Consider the following 23326-nt stretch of genomic DNA (forward strand, 5'->3'; position numbering starts at 1 on the left):
CCGCCTTAAATGGCAGAAGCATTAATATATTTTTCCCTCATCAAGTTTGATAGAGATTATACTTATTTAATAATATAATAAGTTTCAGCATTCAAGGTTTGTTTAATAATACATGCCAACTGCCCTAGTACTGATTCAACACGAGAATTCAATTCAGAATAATCTAGGCTCGGCTGAACTAATACTATTTCTATAGTAACGTCATAAGTTCTATACTTTTTAATCAAAGCATCTAAATCTGACATTTCACCTAATATGAATCTACTATTTTTAGTCTTTTTATAAGTGTTATTCTCTCTAATTTTTAATTGTTTTAATGCTTTTACTGCATCAGATAATTTATCACAAGTTGAAAGGGTTTGCTGAACCAGCTCATTCACAGCTCCAATAGAAGATTTTGTACCTATAGCATATTTACAATGATATAAACGCATACATACTTTTTGCTGTTCTTCATCAATCCAAAATCCAACTAAATCTGCAAGTTCATTACTACCATCGTCATAGAACAATATGTTCGGCTTATTTTCTTGAGATTGAAGTACATCAATTATTTTACCCTGAACAGAGTTTTTCACTGCCCCAAACTTCCAACTCTCTTTATTTATCTCCACCCCATTCCAGTCCAACTCAGTTACATTATCTTTTACTAATGTGTAAGAATATTTGTTCTTATAACCAATTTTTTCATTTAAACTAATTACTTCAAAACCTGAAGTCCAAGCAACAAGCCCAAGTTTTTTTGGAAGTTCCTTAATAAAATCTAACTCACAATTAAGTTTTATTCCATTATAAGACTCGGAAACTAAAATAAAACCATGAGTTAAATCATAGATATAATCAAGTGTACAAAAATAATCACCTTCAAAATAAATTTTTATCGAAAAACTTATTTTCTCTTCAGCTTGTTTAACATTTAAAACCTCATAAAAGCTAAAATTTAATGTTTTTAAGCCCAACTCGCCTCTAATCCGTATCAAATTAACAGCCTTAGAAATTAAATCTACAGGTGAGATTGTGAGAATTTTAAAGTTAGCTAAGTTTTCAACACTAAATGGCTCAAGCATATTATTAACAAATGAATCAATAGGAATATTTTCATTATGAATTTTGTCATATAACGATTCACACCATTTGACCCATTGATAAATGTTAGCACTAGACATTGACCATGTGATACCCTTCCTAGAGCACCCCAAGCTAGCTTTCTTACCGTCAATGTAACCATGGCCAAACAAATTTGATAATGCATTATTATTTAAATCTTGCTGTGTTAATTCTTTGTAGACATCTGTACCAGTAAACATTCTAAATCTTATATTTCTAGATGTTGATAACATACCTAAATTTGCAAACGCTGAACGTTCTAAATCATAAAACATTCGAAATAACTCAGGAAAACTAAAGTTAATATAGCCTAACTCTTTTGCTAAATTCTGGACTAAATCCTTATTACTTCCATGAACAAATAAGTCAGTACCTTTTCTCAGAAATATGAATATATCGAACAAATCAAATTGTAACTCATCACTAGACACCCACATAGGGGTAACTTTCTTTCTTGATAAGATAATTCCTAAATTTTCTTCCCTAAAAATTGCAGAAATATAATTATCCGACAACTTATTAAAATATTTTTTAAGATTAGTTTTTTCAAAAATCTCGTTAATATCATCATCAATTTCTTTATAAATTGTTGCGCTATTTTTAATATAGAATGAATTTGATGAGAACAATTTTCTTATCAATTCATGATTATATTCACCATCAATTGAAGAACTAAAAAATTCTTCTATCATTTTTTCTTTACTTAAACTCCCAATCAATAGGTTCCAATCTGCATCAGCCTGATAAAGCTCTTGAAATTGCTCTCCAATATCATCTGCAACAACATTTGAGATGATTGTTGCTTGACCTAGTTTTTTTGTTCTATTAACCCTTGTGAAACGACCCACTAATTGCATAAATATTGGCAAGCTCTTACATTTTTTATGTAAAGCTAATATTTTTAAATTAGGTAAATCATACCCTTCTCCAAACATATCAACACAAACCACTATTTGTGTTTTTCCTTCCTTTAATTTACTTTTATCTTCTTCATTTATTCCATCTTTGCTGGTTGCTAATAAAACTTCCATTTTTTCAGGGAAATATTCTTTTATTAGAGAGGTATATAATTTTTTTAATTCTTTTGCATGCTTAATAGAAGAAGTTTTAACCATAAGAACATGCTCTAGCCCTGCCAAAATATCTTTCTGTAATACTTCCAATGCTTTCCTTGCGACAACTCCATCGGATTTCTCGTCATAATATTCATTGACAGCTTCAAATTGAATTTTCTCAAAAATACCTTCATCAAAAGCTTTTGCAATTGAATATTGATATATGAGTTTTCCTTCTAATTTTTTACCATCTCCTCTGTAAGGGGTTGCGGTAAATTGAAATATCTTCTTTTTTCTTTGGGCGAAATTATCACGAAGTTTTTTCCATGTTGGAGCTTCACTATGATGAGCCTCATCAAAGATCAACCTATCAAACTGATTTAAAAAAACCTTCAAATTTTCATCTTGGAATGAATTAAAAATTTGCGATGTTGCAACGACAATAAACTGTTCTTCTAAATCATGTTCAACAATTTTATCAATATCTTTTGGTTCTAACCTAGAAATAATAGGTTGTTCACTATTCTCAGGAAGAATTCCCCAAGCAATATATTTTTTAAAATCGATTAGATCATCACTTATTTGCTTTCGTAAAGAGTCGGATGGAACAACGATTAGTGTTCTCTTAAATATTGCTTTAAATAACAATGATGCAATGACACCCGTTTTTCCTGTCCCTGTAGGCATATTAATTATTACAGGCTCTTCCTCATCATTTAAATCATAGTCTAAACATTTAAGCAATGCTGACTTTTGAGGTAGCCTTAAGGCTGTTTCATGAATAGCAAGGGTTGATTTCCACGATGAAATTATCTGATCTTTTGACTTATCATTTCCAGTATCAACTCTTACTAGCCCCATATTTAACCTGTTAGATTTATTGAAATAAGTTCCATAATGATAGTATAAACTATTTAAAACAAGAGCAAATAATCAATAAAAATATATTATTACAATTATAAAGTTTATGAACCGTACCGGGTTTGTCGGAGAGTCAATATTCTGAGAGACTATTCCGATGAAAAAACCAAACTATATCCCCGAAATCAGAGAAAGAGCGGTTCAATTACTAATTGAATCTGAAAAAGATTATCCTTCTACTTGGGCAGCAATCACAGCTATTGCGCCTAAAATCGGTTGTACTCCTGAAACATTGCGCGTTTGGTATTTAAAGCATATGGATCAACTAAATCCTGCCAAAGTACAACAGATATCTGACCAAGAAAAAATGAAGCAAATGGAACGTGAAATTAAAGAATTAAAACGTGCCAATGAAATTCTACGTAAAGCAGCCGCTTTTTTCGCCCAGGCGGAGCTCGACCGCCCACACAAATAATGGTGGATTTTATCCATTACAATAAAGATCGATATGGCGTTGAAGCGATTTGTAGAATTTTACCGATTGCAGCTTCGACCTATTATCGGGCTTTAGATCTCGTTGATAACCCAGAACATCGAGCGAAACGTGCTCTGCATGATGTAAATCATGCAGAGCAAATCAAACGTATTTGGAAAGAAAGTTTAGGTTGTTAGCGGCAGTGTAAAAATGACCCCCTAATGGCATTTAAAAACTGACCCCCTTGGTTAATTTAGCGGTCATTTTGGACTGCTCAACATATCAAAGATCACCCGTGCAAAGATGCTGGCCTTCGCCGGATCAGACAGCAACTGCATCATCTGTTCCTGATGTGCCGCACTACTGCCAAGAATGGCATCATCCATCGCTTTCGGGAAATCACCCAGCATGGCTTGTTCACGGGTATTGTTGGCAATCTGCTTCATCACAATCTCATTTTCCGCCAGCTTGTCACGTACCGTATAGGCATAGTTCAGCATGTCTTTATCGGTTAGGTTATCAGTGATAAAGACATCATTCAGACGCTCAATGATCTGTGACAGGAACTCTTCTTTCTTATCGCGTGGCTTGGCTGCACCGAGGTCATTGCCGGGTTCTAGCTTAAAATCTTCGGCATCTTCTTTCAGCTTGATGTCTTGCTGACGGATCTTGGACAAGCGGTAATGGCTCATACTGACATTACTTAGATCTACCTCATCGTCTTTCGTTGCGGTTTCACGCAGCAATGGACGCAGGTTACGCGCATACAGACTAAGTTTTTCCAGTTCTTTATCATCGTAGTCCACGATCTGCGACATAAACTCGTAAAAACGAGTAAAACTGCCCAAGTCTTTTTTAAAGATTTCCAGCTTGTCTTTTTCAAGCTTGGCCTCTTTAAAGGCATTGTCGGCATTGGCAATCAGCACGGCATCATTGGTTTTCTTGCAGCGTTCCAGCATATCTCGGGTGGTGTTATAGGCTTCGATGGCTTGGCTATAGCGTTTCTGCCAACGTTCAACCGCAGGCTTGCAAATGTTACTGATCGCGGCATTGGATTTGTTCTTGGTAAAGAAGGCTTCTACAAACTGCTCGACTTCCGTCCACAAGAAAATTTTGCTGGCTTTCAGCTTTTCAAACAAGTCAAAGATCTGATCCGGATTGGAGACATCGGCCAGTTCTGCGGTTTGATAGTAAGGCTGGAAGGCCGCAAGAATGTCTTCAGGATCGTTAAAGAAGTCCAAGACAAAGGTGCCAGATTCCGCTTTGCCCGGATAGGTGCGGTTCAAGCGTGACAAGGTCTGTACACACTCAACACCACCCAGCTTTTTGTCTACGTACATGGCACACAGTTTTGGCTGGTCAAAGCCAGTCTGGAACTTGTTGGCCACCAGCATCACCTGATAGTCATCACTGTCAAAGGCCTTGCGCATTTCCCGTCCTTTCAGTCCCGGGTTCATGTTGCGTTCGTTAAAGGTCTGCCCGACTAAGCCGCTGCTGTCGGTATCCTTGTCATTAAACTCAACCTCACCCGAGAAAGCGACCATAGCCTGAATAGACTTGTAACCCTGATCCGCCACGTATTTGTCAAAGGCCAACTTGTAACGCACCGCTTCTTTACGTGAACTGGTCACCACCATGGCTTTAGCCTGCCCACCCAATAAGCCCATCACGTTATTTTTGAAATGCTCGACAATGACTTTCACTTTCTGAGAAATGTTGTGGTCATGCAGGCGCACCCACTGATTCAGTCGGATCTTGGCTTTTTTGGCATCGACCTGTTTGTCGGCTTCTTCAATTTTCTGTTTGAGTTTATATACCACTTTATAGTTGGTATAGTTTTTTAGCACATCCAGAATAAAGCCTTCTTCAATGGCCTGGCGCATGGAGTAGACATGGAAAGCTTCCGGCTTGTTCTGCTTGGATGGCGGTAGCTCAGGATTGGGTACACGGCCAAACAGTTGCAGGGTTTTGTCTTTCGGTGTCGCGGTAAAGGCATAGTAACTGAGGTTATTACTGCCCTTACGTGCAGCCACCACCGCATCCAGAATATCTTCCGAAGACAATTCAGCATCCTCTTCGCGCTCTTCCAGCATCAACACTTCTTTCAGTTGTCGTGCCGTAGAGCCGCTTTGTGAAGAATGCGCTTCATCGGCAATCACCGCATAACGTCGCTGTTTCAGATTGGTACTGTTTTCAATCGCACGCAACACAAAGGGGAAAGTCTGGATGGTCACAATGATAATCGGCTGTGAGGTTTCCAATGCCTTGGCCAGTTTTTCCGATTTGGAGCCATCGCCTTCTTTATTGTTGATGCGTCCGACCACGCCATCGGCATGTTCAAACTGGTAGATGGTGTCCTGTAGCTGGGCATCCAGAATGGTACGGTCAGTGACCACAATCACCGAATCAAACAGTTTCTGATTGTGTTGATCGTACAGGGTCGACAGCTGATGTGCTGTCCAGGCAATCGAGTTGGACTTACCTGAACCTGCACTGTGCTGAATCAGATATTTATGTCCAGTGCCCTCCTCTAAGGCGGCATTGATCAGTTTGGTGACCACATTCCACTGGTGGTAACGTGGGAAGATCAGCAGTTCTTTTTTGTACTTGCGTCCTTCCCAGTCTTCTTTTTCTTCAATTTGCAGATGGACAAAACGTCCAATGATATTCAGCAAATTGTCCGGTGTGAGGACTTCATTCCACAGATAGGCGGTGGCGTACTGATTCTGGTCTTCTGGCACATCATTGCCTGCGCCACCGTCATGCGTGCCTTTATTGAATGGCAGGAAGAAAGTATCTTCTCCGGCCAGTTGGGTCGCCATATAGACTTCGTATTGACTCACGGCAAAGTGTACCAATGCGCCACGCTTAAACATCAGCAAGGGTTCAGGCTTGTTGGTTTCTGGATCTTTCGGCAAGCGGGTACGTTTGTACTGCAACATGGCATTCTGCACCGCCTGTTTAAACTCGGACTTGAGTTCCAGTGTTGCCACAGGAAAGCCGTTTATAAACAGCACCAGGTCAATGCGCCATTTCTTGGCCTGTTTGCCCATGTCCTGTAACTCGGCAGCCGTAGCATACGGGCTATAGACCAGCTCTGGCACAATGCGGCAGATGTTCTTTTTGTAATTGGCTAAGGTATCGGGATTCAGCGCATGTTCAGGTTTAAACTGACACAGGAAAAATCGTGCGCTGCGGGTTTTCACTCCATGACGAAGCACACCCAAGGTGCCATAGGTACGCGACTGTTCATCGGTGGCATTGATGTCGGCTTTCTTTAGCTGGGCCACCACGGCATCGAGAAAATGCCGTTCGGTATCCTGCGGAAAGATGCGCTGGAACTTCTGCCAGTCTTGTGCTTGGGTCTGTTGCACAAAATCCAGTACGTCCTGTTCATACAAGGCGGTTTCACGGTTGTAGCCTTGTGGCGTACCGAGTTGCCAGCCTTTGGCCAGCATCTGTTGAATGATGTCGTTCTGGAAAATGCTTTCGCGGGTGGCGTCTAGACTCATGCGCTTAACTCCGTCTGTGTCTCAGCAACCGTTGGCGATTGCCAGTGGCGCACGTCGATTTTTCCAGTCACTGCGGCTGAGATGAGAGCGGTTCGTCGTTCTTGCATAAGCTGAATGGCTGACTCAGCTTTGGCAATTAAGTTATCAATTTTGTTAATTTCACATTCAAGGAAATTTGAAATCTGTTCTTGAACTAAAATTTCAGGTACAGATAAATACAAATCCCCGTATTTTTCAGCACTAACATTTTGAATTGTTGCTTGGATTTGAGAACCTGATACATATTTCCAATATGACTCAGACTGAAAAAACCAATATGCAAATTTTGGATTTAATTTCTTTTTATCCGATCTAGCTCGAATCAAGTATCCTGCAAAACAACTTGTTCCAAATTCATCTTTAAATAAAAACGATTTACCAACAGTTGCACCACTTCGTGCCAAAAGAATATCCCCATCTTCCAAGAGATAATTTTCAGCAATGTGATGTGGCAGTGATCTAAAAGTATTTGGATCTAATGACCCATCATTATTCATATCTGTAATACGAATGTAGCGGGGGTTATTCGGATTATCATCTTCAGCAGCTTCATTTGCACCATATACTAAATTACCTAAAATTAAGTGTTTTAATCGGACTATCCCCCAATGCTCCGGCACTTCCCCTAACCATTCCACACCCGAATCTTTCATTGGGACATTTGGGTTAAGTCCTTTGGTCACGGCATGGCTAATCACCGCCTGACGTTTTTCTTTCAGCAGTTCAATCAGTTGTTGCTGTTTTTCAATCAGGTGGTCGATTTTGGCGGTTTCATGATCCAAGAAATCACCAATAGAATTTTGTTCATCTAATGTAGGAATAACTATCGGAAGTGCATTAATGCGATCAACTGCAATTCCTGGTTGTGCAGCAGAAACGGAATATTGCCCCAAATCCATAAACCTTAAAAATTCTGATAAATATGTAAGGTTAAATTTTTCGTATGGATAGACAACAACAGCATGTTCAGTAGCAAAAAACTTTCCTCTTGCTACATTGATATTTCCACAAAGTGCACCTTGTCTACCAACTAGTGCATATTCACCATCACAATTATATTTTTCAGTAAATCCTCTCAAACCATTACCACCAAATACAGGGTAAGTTCCTGTATCTTCAATATCAAAGGCAGTTATGCCATCACCACTCAATAATCTTAATTTATAACTTAATTTAACGACTTTCCAATGGCTAGGAATCTCACCTAACCATTCAACACCTGAATCTTTATACTCAGTGTATTTTTGATACTTCGCCATTAAGAATGCACCTCTTGCAGAAGTTCCATAATTTCACGGCTCACCGCATCTAAATCCGCATCAATCTCAGCTAAATCACGTGGTGGCTGGTACACGTAGAAATGACGGTTAAACGGAATTTCATAACCCACAATACCAATCTCACCATCTTTCTCATCGCGCTTGTCAGCATTGATCCAGGCATCAGGCACATGGGGCTGGACTTCACGTTTAAAATAGTCTTCAATCAGTTCAGTCGTGCTGACCTTTGGATTCAGTGCAATATTCTCCGCATCACGCAAGTCGCCATCCTGCACAAACTCGACCACTTTGCCCTGGTAGCTGAACTGGCCATATAGTGGATTTTCAACCTGTTTCACGACCTTGTTAATCACTGGTTCTGCTTCCGGATTTTTCCAGGTAATGGCATCTAACAGCTGTTTCTTCTCTTTGGCATCCAACTTGATGTCGGTTTGCTTCAGGGCTTTTTTCAGCACTTCATCAAACTGGTTAAAATCATCAAACTGCTCAGTACCAATCACCTCTTGTAACGCCTCGGCTTTTTCCATCAGGGCTTTCTGGAATAGCCAGATTTTGCTGTCCAGTACCTCTTTAATGTCTTTTTCTTTTAGCTCAGGGAACTCGGCTTTAATCAGGGCACGCACCTCAAGCGCCACGTCCTGCAACTGACCATAAGTTTCTGCTGTCCACGCTGTACCAAAGGCTGTGCCCAATTGCGCATCGATACTTTGCATCACGGCATTAAACGGTTTTGGCGCAAAACGTAATGCAGCAATCGCGCTATCCGTGATCTGTGCCGATAAACGTAATGGACGTTCAATCGTTACGCGACGGTAGCCAAATTCATGGCTGTCAAAAATCTTGCTGGCGAATGGTTTTTGCTGTTCGGTTTCGCCATCCTGCGCCAAGGTGTCTACTGCCACAAAGTCACCGTAATTTTGGGTAATGGTGGCAATTTCAGCTTCAGTCAGATAGTTACGTTTTGAACCCAGCGACTTACGCATTTTGGTACTGAGGTTTGAGGCATTGATCAGCTGTACCTTGCCTTTACGTTCAGTGGCTTTTTTATTGCTGAGTACCCAGATATAGGTGGCAATCCCGGTGTTGTAGAACATATCGTTCGGTAAGGCAATAATGGCTTCCAGCAAGTCGGCTTCTAAAATATAGCGACGGATCTCACTTTCGCCACTGCCTGCACTGCCAGTAAACAATGGTGAACCATTCAGGATAATCCCGATGCGACTGCCGCTCTCGCTACTACTGGCATCACGCATCTTGCTGATCAGGTGCATCAGGAATAATAATGAACCATCGGACACACGTGGCAAGCCGGCACCGAAACGTCCATCAAAGCCCTTGTGTTCATGCTCGTCCTTGATGTCCTGTTCGATCTTTTTCCAGTCCACGCCAAAGGGTGGATTCGACAGCATGTAGTCAAACTGATCCACAGCAAGCTGGTCATTCGACAGGGTGTTACCCAGTTTAATCCGGCTCACGTCCTGGCCTTTGATCAGCATGTCGGCTTTACAGATGGCGTATGATTCCGGATTGAGTTCCTGACCGAAAGCGCGCATCACGGCATTCGGATTCAGCTCATGCAGATATTCCATCCCAGAAGAGAGGAAACCACCCGTCCCGGCTGTCGGGTCGTAAATGGTACGGATAATGCCGTCTTTGGTCAGCACGTCATCATCTTCCATAAACACCAGTGCCGTGGTCAGACGCACGATGTCACGCGGGGTAAAGTGTTCACCTGCGGTTTCATTAGAACCTTCGGCAAAACGACGGATCAGTTCTTCAAACACCAAACCCATGTCATGGTTGGATACGTTCTTTGGACTCAGATCCGTGGTGGCAAACTTTTGCACGACTTTATACAAAAGGTTGGCATCATCGAGTAAGCCTGCAAATTCGATGAAGTTAAAGTATTCAAATATCTCGCGAGCATCTTTAGAGAAACTTTGCACATAGGTGCTTAAGTTGGCCTTGATATCACTCTGCCCCATTTTGCTGAGATCCATTGGGGAGGTGTTAAAGAAGGCTAGACCGTTGGTGGCACGCAGCAATAACTTTTCTTGAGCTTCTTCTGGCAGATTCAGCTTGGAGACTTTTTCATGTTCTGCCAGTACCGCCGCCTTGCTTTCTTCCAGTACACACTCCAAACGACGTAACAAGGTAAATGGCAGAATGATGCGACCATATTGCGATTGTTTGAAGTCACCACGCAGCAGGTCAGCAACCGACCAGATGAAAGAAGCGATTTGAGAAAAGTTATTGTTGGTCATAGTGGCGAATCAATTCCTGAATTCTTATCTGTGATCAGTATCTGGCGACACTTCGGTTGCTAGAGATAATACTGATAATTTTTTAACTGTTGGATAATATTATATTATTTAAAAAGCAGATTGTTGATTATTCATTTATTGCATGAGAGTTAAGCGACAAATTTTGTCGTCTGGTTTCAGATTTTTCTCATAGAAGGTTCATCCACCATAACGCTACAACCCTGCTTTTGAAAGCCGTGCCTATTTATAAGCCCATCTGCTAAACTAGGCTTACATTACCTTTGTTCAAGGAAATTCCAGAATGCTAAACACTCTCGAACAGAAAAAAAAATATATCCAAGCTACGCGCTTGCAGAATTATCAAGCCAGTTTAAAGCTGGAAGGCATTAACCCGTCCTCAACCGCACCGGCATTAAGTAAAGCTCAGATTCTACAGAAATATAAGAAATTCTCACAGACCTCGGAATCGTGATCAGGCTTCCTTATGGATAAATATGGTGAAATGGGTGACAGCATTTACTGTTACCCCGACTCGGACGTCCTCAAAAACAAACTGAACATTCAGGATGCTGAAATTCTGCAACAGGCAGAACTGGAGTTGACTGAGTATGCCAGCACACGAATTGAGTATGCGGAGCCACCTTACGATCTCAAATACCTGCAATCCATTCACTTTCAGCTCTTTTCAGACCTGTATGCCTGGGCAGGTGAACTAAGACAAGTGGATATTGCCAAAGGCGATACCCGCTTTTGTACCTTCCCGCGTATTGAAATTGAAGCCAATAAGCTCTTCAAGCAACTTGAGCAGCAGCACTATTTTCAAGGTTTAGCCAAACCAGCACTTATCCAAAAAATCGCTGATTTTTATTGTGAAGTCAACGTGATTCACCCATTTCGTGAAGGCAATGGACGCACCCAGCGTATCTTCTTTGAACACCTACTTGCTCACTGCGGCTATGGGGTACAGTGGAGTAAAATTAACAATAAGGAAGTCTGGATTCAGGCCAATATTGATGGATTCAACTGCCGGCTAGATGGACTGATCGCTATTTTTGAAGCCTGCATTATCACTCCTGAATAACAAAAAAATTAAGGGAGCCAAAGCTCCCTTCAATTAGTGACTAGCCAACTTGTTCAGAATCCATTAATTGACTTACCAAGCTGACTAGATAATTCAACTGTGCTCAATTCACAGCTCTAACACTCTGCTGCAACCCCTGCTGAATCTCCTGCACATAGCTCAATTGCGCTGAATGCTCTGTATCTACAGCACTGTCACTGTGTGGATAAAATTCCTCCAGCAATTCCACCCCCTCCTCTGCATGCACCTCAAACTTGGCATTGGCAAAACCCTGCCGTGCAATCTGATCTAATGCCGCCTGATCAAACCCTGCCTGTTTTCCCTGTTGGTCAATCTCCTTAGCCGTCTGAATTGCTGTTTGCAAATCCACGCCTTCCCGTAACGTTAAATCCACGTAATACACGGGCTGACGATAGCTTTGGGTGGTACTTTTTCCCCTTAACGTGAGTTGCAATGGTAAACACGACAACAAACCACCTGATGCTGCATGGTAGTAATTCAAACGTGCTGCCAAAGTGCGAATGCTGTTAAAACCAGTGGTTCTGAAAATAAAAGTCCCAAACTCATCGGCTTCGCCTAAATTGACATGCAGGCGTCCATAAGGCTTGCAATGTCCACCTTGTCCAAGTGGGCATAAGTCGGGGGATGGACAAGGATGTTGCTCTACACCTTGTGATGTCATACGTTGGCAGGTTTGACCATTCCCCACACAAATCGGGCGACCTGTCTGTCGGTCAAACAAGCTGTACTCGGCACGTAAGTTCAATTCAGGGTCATTGAAGATCATCCGCACAGGGATGCTGCGCAGTTTTTGATTCGGTGCTTGGCTACGCAATTGCTCATCCAAGGGGTGTTTAATCCAACCGTCCTTACCCTGTATTTGACTGGTAATGGTGAACTGATCATCTTTCTCTGGCAGACGCTTGCCATTCTTTTCTATTACACGGCCAATACTGATCCGTCCCAAGATGGGTGGTGTGATTGCTAAACCTTTAATCATGTTGAAATTCCTCTGTCGTTGAGATGTTTAGATGTGTTGTCCTGTGTGCTTAAAATAAAATCGGCATAAAAAATCCCGTGCAGGGCTGCACGGGATTTCAGGTTTCTTCTTGCTGAGTGTTTGGCTCTAGGCTTTAAGCTAATCTTGATAAATGTTGAAACGACGACTGCCTGCTTTCTGCAATGGGTACTGTTGAATGAGTTCAGGTTGGTGCTGAAGTAAGGACTTGATGTCTAGGCTGATACTGTCCTTGCTTTTCTTCCATGTCACTGAACCTTGCTGAAATACAGCACGTTCATGTTCCTGCATCAGTGCCTGAACACGGTGTTTAAGTAGGTCAAATTGGCTTTGGTGCTGTTCAATCTGCTGTTTCTCCTGTATCAGCTGATCAAACAGTTCATTGGCAAGCTTTACCTCCGTTAGATCAACACAGCTCAGTGGGGTATGTTCAGGATAGAGCTGTTGTAAAGCTTTGGCTGCCGATTCACTGGCATCCACTGCTGGCGGAACGTCATTTTCAACACACTCCCAAAACAGCCGTTCTGCCTGAATGATCTGTTCAATCAGGGCTTCATTACGACTGACTTTGTAGATTTTAGTTTCCTGCCCACACAGCAACACACAAATATGTGCCGCTTGTTTACCTGTCACGGCCAGTTGGTGTTGTACCTGACACAACACGTATAACGGCACACCATCTCGCCACAGTTTAGCGCCATATTCTCCTGCGGTTTTACATTCCAGTATTTGTACGTCTTCATTGCCCACCACGGCATAATCCAAGTTCGCCAACATAAAGGCTTTGTCAGGATCAGGGTGCTGTAACACCGCATTAACCCGACGGACTTTATTATTGGTGTGCATGCTGTAGTATTCTGCGACCAAGGGTTCTAACTGCTTGCCCCAATATAAAGGTGCATGTCCTGAGCTTTCATCTTCAATATTTTGCTGTACCCGTCCTGTTTTAATCATCCACAGTTCTAGCATCGACATATAAGGATTCAAGCCACAGGCGGCTGCGGCGTCACTGCTGCCTATTCCCTGTTTACGCACTTCCAGCCATGCTTGATAGTCCAGTTGTTTGGTGTTGATCAGACGTTTGGCATTTAAACTACGTTTTGAAGGGCTTGGTGGTGGATGTAGCCGTCCTGAATCAACGACAGCAGTTGAATTGGTTGTAGTTAAAGTGCTGTGATGCACTGTTGGTGTTGTGGTCATGTTTGGGTTCATGTGATGTTCCTCATCTCAATACGTTCTAAAAAACGGCATAAAAAAAGCCACATCCGAAGATGTGGCAAAGAGGGATACAAGATAAAATTTAGGCTGCAAGATATAATGCTTGCTCTAATCCACGTTGCTTTAATGCTGCCCCTGCACCAAACCAAGCAGAGTCAAGGCGGTGATCAGTACTCATCGCACGACGTTCATGGTCGACAAACTCGGTGATCGCACAAAGTAGTCCATAGGCGGTGTCTTTGGCTGAAGATAAATCTGCCCCACGTCCCTGCCCATTAAACATATTCATGACTTTGGTCATGGCACGTCCATTCGGTTCAGTTTTATTGGGTTGTGGATTGGCTTGAGACGCGACATTACGGTAGTACTGAATAATGTTATCCTCCTGTTCCATCGCACTTAGGCTATTGTTGTTAAATACCGCATCAAAATAAGCCGCTGCTTCTTTCTGGGTGACTTTACGTTGGGTGAGTTGTTTCATTTCATACATGTGGTCGTACCATGTTTTCACTGAAATACCGAGTTGATCTTTGACTTTGTCGGCATCAAACTTAGTACTGTGCGGTACTTTGACCACGCCTGCATTGGAACTCTGCCCTCGTAAGGCAATCGCTAAGGTGTTATTGCACACCACACGGATATTAGTGAATTGTGCGGTGGTGGCTAAAGTACCATCACATGCGGTTGCTAGCAGAATATAGCCATTGCTGACATCCCCACCTTTCAATTCTGCAGTTTGTCCTGTACGTGCCAAAGCCCAGAACTTTTTCCCACCTTTTAGGACACCTGCGGTTTCCAGTTCAAAGCCTGATTGCTCAGTGAGGTCTCGATAGAATTCTAAAATCTCTCTGGGTTGGACTTCTTGATAACGCTGACTCACCACCGATAAAGGAGCATGGGTATCTGAACGGTACAGTACACGCTGGTCTTCATACGGCATGATGATGCTTTGCCCACGTTCATTCTGTGCCATATAACTGACATTGGATGATTCAATGCGCCAGTCCATACCTGCCTGTTGTGCCCAGACTTCTATCGGTTGATTTTGGGTAAGTTGATTCCCTAGTCCATGCCAAGGGGTATCACCAACATAGGCCATTTGTTCAAGTTGATGTGCCATGATTTTAATTCCTATAAAAAGTTAAATGTCTATAAAGGTATAAAAGCTTAATTACGCATGCTTGGACTAAAATCACGGTCACAGTCATTGCAGTAATAATGTCGGGTATAAACAGGATGTGAGCTTTTTGGGACTTCATTCTCGGTCATCAGCATCCAAATTCCACCGATCAGGACACCTACTAAGGCACCTGCAATCGGGGGGATGTTTAAACTTTTAGAAACACTGATGCCTAAGGTCGCTAGTGCCAGAGGTGACATCACATTGTTTTGCGCTGAAGGTGAATGACTGTTAATGACCAAATGTTGTGGAGATTCCAGTAGTACCGTGTCTCGGGACTGACAATAAGGACATGGCAAACTCATCTAAATAATTCCTGTAATAAAAAATGAGTGAAATAAAAAAAGCCTGCTTTGGGGGAAAGCAGGCAAAGCGTGAATTGGGTTATTGCATAAGGCTGTTTTGAAGGAGCCACATGCTTCTCATTTAAATGATATGTATCTGTATTTTTTTAGAATTCGACTTTAAAAGCTGCTTTTATATTAATTTTAACGGCTTGATTCCAAGATCAATTGACCTGATTTTTATCAGCGATTATCATGCAAGGGCTGGCCTACATTGCCAGTCGGTTTTAGCAGACCGTTCATCTAGCGCATCAGAGTTTATTCTTCTGAGTATTCTCTACGTGCGTAAAACCTTCTCGTCCCCCTTTGCGGTAGAACGGGAGGGGGACGCGTTCGCGCGTGCTGGTTCTAGATGTCCAGTCTGCTAACCCCTTTTCGTTCTGCCACCATTATTTAGCAGTAATTTGGTAGAACTTCTATACATCTAGGAGTCATCTATGACGCTATTCAATTTATGTGCTTCCCCTGCACTCGCTTCATTCTCATACCCTCCCAAACTTTGGTATTTCATCCCGATTCCAACTTTATGGTCTTGCCCTGTGCACTGATTCATTTCATCACACTGATCAACCACTGAGTTTTTAATTCAGGGGCTGCTTTGTGCTGGAACAATATGATGAAATTTATCGCACAGCTAATTTGATCTGTTCTCATTGCGCTCAGTAATAACATAACTAGAGCCTGTGACAGCCAGATAATATGTATTTGAAATTACAGTCAATTTCATAATTCATTTTTAAAACTTTAAAAATATTTGATGGGGAAATAACAGGATGAAATACATTTCAATTGCACTACTGACTAGCCTAGCTTTAGCAGGCTGTTCAAAACCACAGAATGATACAAAAAATGAAGAACTGACTCAAAGTATTGAAAAAATGTCATTGAATGATGATACCCCCGCACAGGCCGTGTCTTCCCCTTTGATTATCGCCCGAAATGAAATTACGACTCCGCTCACTAAAACGGGAGAAAACTTTCAGGAATTAATCAAAGATGAGGGCTATTTTTCTTTTTATCCGCCGTATCAGACCATCTCTGGATTACAGATGTTTGCTGAAAATGACGATACTGCTGAAAATTGTCTAAATTGCGTGAATTTCCAAACCACTCTCAATGATTTAAGAAGTGTTCTGGCTTTAAAAAACAATCAAGTTCTGGTCATCGGGCATACAGGTCAACAATTTCCTGCATTCACTTTTGCTTTAGGTGACGATTATTCCTTGCGTGCAGCGCATGATACCGCGATCAATTATATAAGATCGACCATGCAAGTTAAGCCACCGCAAAAAGATCAGTTTGAAAGTACAGAGCAATATCAACAACGTATTCAGACCCTTCAAAAAGAACTGGATACTAAAAATGCCAATTTAAACTATGACTTAAAACTTCTAGAAATGAGTTTAAATGCGACTTCTAGACAAAGTTTGTTCATGACGAGCAGCTATACGCCCAATGATCGTCCAAGTGGCCCGATTGATAACTTCGTTTATTATGATGCTGACTCGAAAAAGTTACATTTTGAGGACATGAATTTTTCATCTGAACTGATCGTAAATTTCACAGCCCCATCCACGCCAGAGTTAGCAAAAAATATTATTACGGCTGATGGACAGAAATATGTCGGGTATATTTTTAACTTTAATCGGAATAAATTAGAGTTAGATAGTTTAGTCATTTATCAAGCTATCAATACTCAAACTGGTTTATTAAATGAGCCTATCGCAATACTTGAACCGAGTACGATTTCTTTTCAACGAAAGCATTTCAACGGTATCGAAAATGCTCGCTTAAAAAAATTTGATGTCGCATTTAAAAAGCCAATTCACTTTGATTTTACGCTGAATAACTACACCCCTATCGAGCATGTATTTAAAAAGATCGGTGAGTAATCCTCAAGCTTATTAATCTTAAGAATTTTATTAACAATTAAATATACAAGAGTGGCCTCCACCCTGTAGATCACGATATTCGCTTAAGAACAGGTATTTATAATGAATTGTATTCCATCTATTTTTTTATCCAGCGTACTGTTGCTAACTTTAACGGCATGTAATTCAGACAATGATGCGCCAAAGTCTAAAGATACCCAAACGCAAACAAGCTCTGCTGAAAATACTACCGCACAAACAGATGAAGCTTTACCGGAGGATGAATTTAGGACCACCATGGTAGAATATGATCCAGACGATCCTGCTTTTGAAGCTGTAGAGCAAGCGCCCCAAGAAGAGTTTGAGCTAAGTGTCCGTCGTGATCCATCACAGCATACCATGACAGGCTACGTAGATAAGCTGATGATTGTTTCTCTAAATAACGATCCCACGACTTTAACTGGTGTTTCGATCAACCGTGGCAATTGTGGCACCAAAGGTTTCTATGACTATAAAAATATGCGTTATGGTTCTGTAGCGCAAATTTATCTGGGCTGTGCTGCTGAGTATGTTCGTGAAGTAACGATCAGTACCAATAGTGGCTTGACCTACACCTATAAGTTTTAGCTATTCGAGAGGCTAAATATAGCATCATTTATTAACGGAAAAGTTAAGGTTACCCTAAGTGAAACTGCTGAACATATCTGGTCAGCAGTATAGCTGTTGAGGCACTAAAAGTGCGCCATATAGTCAGCCTAGGTCGGTGTAAAGATGAGTCTTGATCTTAGAAAAATAAAGATTTTTCTTACTTAACCATATACAAACTTGCAAAACTAAAAGCTTTCCCTTTTTCATCACTTATCTTGGTATTAAGTTGATTTACATTGATAGAACATAGCTTTATTCCGCGGTTAAATGATACGTTCTGATTGACTTCCTTATTAAGGTCAAAATTAGTAACTAAATCCACAAAACTGGGCTCAAACAGACCTGTTTCAACATTGATCTTGTCATCAGACAATTGAAGTGATGTACTAATTTTAGAATAAAATTCAAAATACAGAGCAAAAAGATTCTCTTGAATCGCCGAAGCTGTAAAATATATAGTCAACTTTAGGTTAGATTTTGCTTTTACAGTAGCGTTATAAGAATAGTGAACACCTACCAACTGAAGTAAATTAGCCAAGTAATCTAAAAATCCCTTTTTTAAATCACTTTCATTCTCAAAAGATTGTGCCGCACCATCATAGCCCCTTAATTTATAGACTGTATAACAGAGCAAAGTAAAAACTCCCGCTCCTTTTTGGGATGCTTTTTTAGATTTTTCTGCATTCAGTATTTGGATAATTCGATGTAATTGCTCTAAACGTGGATTATTCGAATTAGGAGCATTTATAGATGCAGCTGTATCATGCAGTTTAAATTTTGCAAACTCCAAATAATCTAACAAAGCGTCAACCACTGGAACCTTAAAGTCTTCCGCTAAGCGAAACGTTAAGTAATCCTTCTTATCTGCTTCCCCTGTAAACAGAGCTAAATCTGCAATTGATACATGTCCTATTTCATATCCTTTATTTTTAGCTAAAATTTCAAAATCATGTAAGTACTCATAAATTTTCTTTTCAAATTCTTGTCCTTTTAAATACTCATCATGATTTAATCGCGTTGTGCGCTGGTTTAGACTGGAAAAATAATTTTCAATACTAATCCAGGTTAAGAATAGACGTTCCGGATTAAAACGGTAGAGCACTAAGTAACGTATATCAATATGTTCAGTCAGTTTGATATAAGCTTCTTTTAGCTGCTCATCTTCACTTAACTTTTTCTTAAACTTTAATCGAAGCTCATCCATTTCCTTTACAAATAAATCATTACCTAGATGATTGATCAAAAAAGCTTCGGTACCCTGATTGATTTTATTTCGCCCATATTGAAGGCAATCAAAAACATACCCTTGTACTGTTTTTTTAAAATCTAAAGTATTTAAAGAGTTTCCTTCTTTCAGCTCGAATTCACCACAGACATCACCTATAAATTCACTAATTTCAACTTGGTAGAAATCACGCAGCCAATCATAAAAATCTCTAAATTCATCAGATTTTTGAATATCATGAATGATATTTATCGTTTTCAGCATCCGCATAAAACGTACCGAACAATATTCCCTATCCACTTTCCACCATTTTTTCATATATTTTTCAACAGATTATAATATATTATTTTTTCACTAAAAAATATATTCACCATGAATCACAATTTAATCGAACCAAAACCAACTCATCCTATGGAGTTCGATCATGGATAATATGAAGAATCAAACGATACAAATCATTCGTTTACCAAAAGTCATTGAAACATGCGGATTATCTCGCAGCACGATATATGAAAAGCTTAACCAACGATCCCCAAGGCATGATCCTACCTTCCCCAAACCCGTGCGTCTTGGAACAGCCGCAGTAGGCTGGCTTCAACATGAAATTAACCACTGGCTGCTCTCCAAGAAAGCATAGGCTCTAAGTGCTTATCTTTTCAGTCAGGTAAACCACAAATCTATCGACTTTACCGAAAGGGGCTGGATTCCAAGTCCCCTTGTAGACAGTTGTTGTCTCTAATTCTGATGGGTGGCTTCTATAAGATTATAATTAGATCAATATATTTGTATCTTATTAATATTTATATATTTTATAAATAAAGATTATTTATCTTACTTAGTCTCTGCTCATACTATAGGTTAGATGGCAACAATCAGTATTTTATTACCGATTGGAGTTATATCTATGAACGATAATAACATTCATTATCCTAAGATCAAAGAAACTGAGGTTAAAGATTCTTTTGACCCAATACCAAGTTTATCAGTTCAAATTGAAACAGACCTATTAAATGAGTCTGAAGAAGTCCTATCTGGGTATGACGATGAATTAAATGAGCAATTTGAACTAGAAGATCTCTTAAACTCAGAAAGTGATAGCAAGCACGATGAGTTACCTAGTCCTCAGACTCTCAATCAATTCCTTAACCACCTAATAGACCCTAATGTAGCTGCATGCACCATCGCTATTAGTTTATGTGATGAAATAATTAAGCAAAAGGCTACCTCCCTATACAGTCTGTATCAGCCAAAAAATAAAGAGGATATTTCCCTTTTCAATCGAAAACATTGGGAATTGACTCACCCCAGAATAAAGCAATTGCTTCGTTCATTCTTACTTAATTCCAAGCGAACAGCTGTATGGGTGAATATAAAGTGTGAACAGCTTGAGGCTGTTATGGCTGCGTTAGATAAGGCCTTAAAACCATATCTAGACTTTATTTATGACTTAATTGAGCATCCATATGAGGAACTTAATGAGGTAGATGCAAATGGTAGACTGACAGGACATAAGGTTTCTTTAGCAGTAATCTTAAATCGCTTTATTAAAGTGCTTTTTGAACAGTTACATTCGCCTGAATATCTACAGCGTGTGAATGACCGTCGCAAAGTAGCGAAAAGGGGTGAAAAAAAGGTTCAGAAATACATTGATAAGTTACGTGGCCTTTATTCACGTTTATTGGGTGTTCGGGTTGATCTCTATCTACCTGCAGATAAAAAACATTTTACTCCTCAACAAATCGTAAAGCATTTCCATACGATTTTACAGAAACTGCGTCGCAGTAAATCCCTGCATTTAAAAGGCTATGTTTCAAAAATGGAATATGGCGTAGATCAGGCTTTACATATTCATTGTTTTTTCTTTTTCTGTGGTCGTAAACATCGAGAAGACATTAGTTTAGGTCGAATGATTGGTGAGTTGTGGGACAGTCAAATTGGCGGTAAACACAGCTATTTTAATTGTAATACCAGTAAGAATCGTAAGAAGTACAAATACGATGCTATAGGCATCATTGACCGTGATGATCAGACCAAATACGACAATATTGCAAAGGTGATTCGCTACTTTGCCAAGTTCGAACAATATGTCTTACATAGCAGCTTAGCGCGCGTTAAAACGCTCAATACAGGCTTATTACCCCATATTAAGAAAGGTATGGGTCGTCCTAATCTAACTCAATACTACAAATCTATTTAACCTTATTACTGAGATTCTTACTATGAAGCAATTACCCTTACACCGTCCTCAACCTCAATGCTTGCAGTCAACTCATGCTGTGTCAAATGTTTATCCAAACAACCATGTGGATTTACTATCTGAGAATGTAATAACACGATGGACATATGCCGATGAAGGCTTTGGGAGAAGAGCATTTGGATTAATTGATTTTCTTAAACAGTTAGAACATGACAGAATTAGGGTTTTTCCTAAACCAACTGCAGCTTATCCACATCCTTTTATGAACTCTTTGTGCTATTTTGCTCTCCAGCAGATATCACCGTTTTCCTATTTTATCGATCTTTTTGATGGCTTTGAAACAAATCCTTATTTAAGGGTTTTCCATAAATTTGCTGTTGAAAACTCACAACTGATGAGATCAGTACATCAAGTCCCTAATCATATTTGGGAAAGTTTATTCCAGCGTTTACGTGCTGAATTATATACAGCCAAGGCAAAACTTCAGACGAATAAATATGAAGCAGAAATACAAAAACTTCGCAATGAACAAAAAGCTTTCTTTAGACGTGTTATGCAAACACAAGAGCAAGCCAATTGTATTTTCTTAGAATTGCCTTTTATTTCTCAAATTGATCCTCCTCATTACCAAACCCAGGAGGAAGCCGAGAAAGATTCAGCAAAAGTATTGAAAAAATACTTTCAGTGGCTACATACAGCACCAGAGCTAAGAGGCAGGCTTTTTGATATTCACTGGCGCATCATTAAAGGACTGGATCATAAGCTAACAGCACAAGCATTCATTTACATCCTCGGCGATAAAATTGATTATTTGCCGTTGCTAAAAGAACAGTGGGAACTAACCTGCTCAGATTATCAGCTTCAAGGTATTCTTCCAGAACCGAAGCACCTTCATTGTTACGATGGACAAGGACTAGTTCAAAAAGCATGGTCACAACTCATCGAACGAGTACATGAGCCACTTCGTTTTTATCGTTATAAGGGCAATGGTATTACTTATGTGTGGAAAGAATACACAGGCAATGTTTAACCTATAGTCTTTTTTATTTCGGCCTAAGGGTTCATTCGTGAACCCTTTTTTATATATTAAAAATATCTTTTCAAAGCTATAAATGAGTTTAAAATTATTAACGTTTTTTATACTCATTTCCTATCTTATCCTGAATCGTCCTGTTTTTGCTTGTCACATCCAAAATTTTATGAGGGGTAGGTTGAGGGGTAAAACTACAGACAAAAAATAAGCCCTTGTAAAAACAAGGGCTTATTTAGATATTTGGCGGAAGCGGTGAGATTCGAACTCACGGAGGACTCACACCCTCGTCGGTTTTCAAGACCGGTGCATTAAACCACTCTGCCACGCTTCCAATGGCGGCTATCATATAAAGAAAATTTTAACTTGGCAAATATTTTTCCAGGTTTTCGCAACCGACTGTACAAAATAAAATCAAAATCATTTAATTTGCTGAATTTTCAAACTTTTCATAGCGAATGTCGACAATATACCAGTGTTTTGCACCTGATGGCGTCTGCACTACTGCTTCATCATCCACACTTTTGCCCAGCAAGGCGCGCGCCATTGGCGAGTCAATTGAAATATGTTGTGGATGATGATCATAAATTTCATCAACCCCGACAATTCTTAGGGTTTTCTGCTCGCCATCATCATTTTCAATATCGACCCAAGCGCCAAAATAGACCTTGCCCTCCTGTTCAGGTGAAAAATCAATAATTCGCAGCTCTTCCAGCCGCTTGCCGAGGTAACGTACCCGACGGTCAATCTTGCGCAGCAGCTGCTTGTTATATTGGTAATCGGCGTTCTCCGAACGATCGCCGAGACTGGCCGCCCAGTTCACTTTTTTGGTAATTTCAGGGCGTTCTTCATGCCACAAATGCTGAAGTTCCGCGACCAGTTTGTCATGTCCACCACGGGTAATTAAGCTCGATTTCATGG

At 40.3% G+C, this 23326-nt stretch carries 17 protein-coding genes, 1 tRNA gene, 1 pseudogene and 1 other annotated feature; of the genes and pseudogenes, 8 read left to right on the forward strand and 11 right to left on the reverse strand.

Annotated features, from left to right (window positions below; all coding sequences use genetic code 11):
• Nucleotides 1–62 precede the first annotated feature (62 nt).
• Entirely contained in the window at nucleotides 63–3023 is a 2961-nt protein-coding gene (locus tag FTU54_RS04970) for a DEAD/DEAH box helicase (RefSeq protein ID WP_180046040.1), read from the reverse strand.
• Nucleotides 3024–3180: 157 nt separating this feature from the next.
• Here FTU54_RS04970 and FTU54_RS04975 point away from each other — a divergent pair.
• Nucleotides 3181–3689: pseudogene (locus FTU54_RS04975) on the forward strand (IS3 family transposase); the annotation flags it as partial.
• Nucleotides 3456–3572: a sequence feature (AL1L pseudoknot), on the forward strand. Its footprint overlaps the pseudogene before it by 117 nt.
• A 69-nt stretch (nucleotides 3690–3758) precedes the next feature.
• Here the strand turns inward: FTU54_RS04975 and FTU54_RS04980 are convergent.
• Genes FTU54_RS04980 through FTU54_RS04990 form a run of 3 tightly spaced genes read right to left on the reverse strand, consistent with a single transcriptional unit; the run spans nucleotide 3759 to nucleotide 10593 of the window.
• Nucleotides 3759–7010 (reverse strand): type I restriction endonuclease subunit R, encoded by a 3252-nt coding sequence (locus FTU54_RS04980; RefSeq protein ID WP_180062637.1) that lies wholly within the window; start codon nucleotides 7008–7010, stop codon nucleotides 3759–3761.
• A complete protein-coding gene (locus FTU54_RS04985) occupies nucleotides 7007–8308 on the reverse strand; it encodes a restriction endonuclease subunit S (protein ID WP_180054315.1) in 1302 nt (433 codons plus the stop codon). The genes FTU54_RS04980 and FTU54_RS04985 overlap by 4 nt, the downstream gene beginning before the upstream one ends.
• Complete coding sequence (locus tag FTU54_RS04990; RefSeq protein ID WP_180062638.1) at nucleotides 8308–10593, reverse strand: class I SAM-dependent DNA methyltransferase; 2286 nt, start codon at nucleotides 10591–10593, stop codon at nucleotides 8308–8310. Before FTU54_RS04990 ends, FTU54_RS04985 begins: the two co-directional genes overlap by 1 nt.
• 301 nt (nucleotides 10594–10894) lie before the next feature.
• On the opposite strand from FTU54_RS04990, the gene FTU54_RS04995 reads away from it, so the two are divergent.
• Both FTU54_RS04995 and FTU54_RS05000 read left to right on the forward strand, forming a co-directional pair.
• Nucleotides 10895–11065: a YhfG family protein gene (locus tag FTU54_RS04995; RefSeq protein ID WP_000935322.1), complete on the forward strand. Its 171-nt coding sequence runs from the start codon at nucleotides 10895–10897 to the stop codon at nucleotides 11063–11065.
• Between the two features lie 12 nt (nucleotides 11066–11077).
• Nucleotides 11078–11674 carry a putative adenosine monophosphate-protein transferase Fic gene (locus FTU54_RS05000; protein WP_180046047.1) on the forward strand — a complete coding sequence of 199 codons (597 nt, stop codon included), beginning with the start codon at nucleotides 11078–11080 and terminating at the stop codon, nucleotides 11672–11674.
• A gap of 103 nt (nucleotides 11675–11777) precedes the next feature.
• Here FTU54_RS05000 and FTU54_RS05005 read toward each other — a convergent pair whose 3' ends face one another.
• The 4 genes from FTU54_RS05005 to FTU54_RS05020 form a co-directional block, all read right to left on the reverse strand.
• Nucleotides 11778–12674, reverse strand: coding sequence for a hydrolase or metal-binding protein (locus FTU54_RS05005; protein WP_180046049.1), 897 nt, complete (start codon nucleotides 12672–12674; stop codon nucleotides 11778–11780).
• Nucleotides 12675–12812: 138 nt separating this feature from the next.
• A complete protein-coding gene (locus FTU54_RS05010) occupies nucleotides 12813–13904 on the reverse strand; it encodes a YqaJ viral recombinase family protein (protein WP_180046051.1) in 1092 nt (363 codons plus the stop codon).
• Nucleotides 13905–13992: 88 nt separating this feature from the next.
• Entirely contained in the window at nucleotides 13993–15030 is a 1038-nt protein-coding gene (locus FTU54_RS05015) for a DUF932 domain-containing protein (RefSeq protein ID WP_180046053.1), read from the reverse strand.
• A 47-nt stretch (nucleotides 15031–15077) separates the two neighbouring features.
• Entirely contained in the window at nucleotides 15078–15395 is a 318-nt protein-coding gene (locus tag FTU54_RS05020; protein WP_180046055.1) for a hypothetical protein, read from the reverse strand.
• Between the two features lie 812 nt (nucleotides 15396–16207).
• Here FTU54_RS05020 and FTU54_RS05025 point away from each other — a divergent pair.
• A complete protein-coding gene (locus FTU54_RS05025; RefSeq protein ID WP_180046057.1) occupies nucleotides 16208–17326 on the forward strand; it encodes a hypothetical protein in 1119 nt (372 codons plus the stop codon).
• Between the two features lie 102 nt (nucleotides 17327–17428).
• Nucleotides 17429–17932 (forward strand): hypothetical protein, encoded by a 504-nt coding sequence (locus FTU54_RS05030; RefSeq protein ID WP_180046059.1) that lies wholly within the window; start codon nucleotides 17429–17431, stop codon nucleotides 17930–17932.
• 178 nt (nucleotides 17933–18110) lie between these two features.
• Here FTU54_RS05030 and FTU54_RS05035 read toward each other — a convergent pair whose 3' ends face one another.
• Complete coding sequence (locus FTU54_RS05035; protein ID WP_180046060.1) at nucleotides 18111–19496, reverse strand: hypothetical protein; 1386 nt, start codon at nucleotides 19494–19496, stop codon at nucleotides 18111–18113.
• Between the two features lie 115 nt (nucleotides 19497–19611).
• Here FTU54_RS05035 and FTU54_RS05040 point away from each other — a divergent pair, with 115 nt between their 5' ends.
• The 3 genes from FTU54_RS05040 (at nucleotide 19612) to FTU54_RS05050 (ending at nucleotide 22405) form a co-directional block, all read left to right on the forward strand.
• Complete coding sequence (locus tag FTU54_RS05040) at nucleotides 19612–19815, forward strand: AlpA family transcriptional regulator (RefSeq protein WP_180046101.1); 204 nt, start codon at nucleotides 19612–19614, stop codon at nucleotides 19813–19815.
• A 267-nt stretch (nucleotides 19816–20082) separates the two neighbouring features.
• Nucleotides 20083–21375 (forward strand): inovirus-type Gp2 protein, encoded by a 1293-nt coding sequence (locus tag FTU54_RS05045; RefSeq protein ID WP_180046062.1) that lies wholly within the window; start codon nucleotides 20083–20085, stop codon nucleotides 21373–21375.
• 22 nt (nucleotides 21376–21397) lie between these two features.
• Entirely contained in the window at nucleotides 21398–22405 is a 1008-nt protein-coding gene (locus tag FTU54_RS05050) for a hypothetical protein (RefSeq protein ID WP_180046064.1), read from the forward strand.
• 244 nt (nucleotides 22406–22649) lie between these two features.
• On the opposite strand, the gene FTU54_RS05055 is transcribed toward FTU54_RS05050, so the two are convergent.
• Together FTU54_RS05055 and greB are read right to left on the reverse strand one after the other, a co-directional pair.
• A tRNA-Ser gene (locus tag FTU54_RS05055) sits at nucleotides 22650–22739 on the reverse strand.
• Nucleotides 22740–22829: 90 nt separating this feature from the next.
• On the reverse strand, nucleotides 22830–23324 hold the full coding sequence (gene greB, locus FTU54_RS05060; RefSeq protein ID WP_005176376.1) for a transcription elongation factor GreB: 495 nt from the start codon (nucleotides 23322–23324) through the stop codon (nucleotides 22830–22832).
• Between the last annotated feature and the right edge of the window lie 2 nt (nucleotides 23325–23326).

It is taken from the genome of Acinetobacter sp. YH12116 (assembly GCF_013418895.1).
In the GTDB taxonomy this organism is placed as follows: Bacteria; Pseudomonadota; Gammaproteobacteria; order Pseudomonadales; family Moraxellaceae; genus Acinetobacter; species Acinetobacter indicus.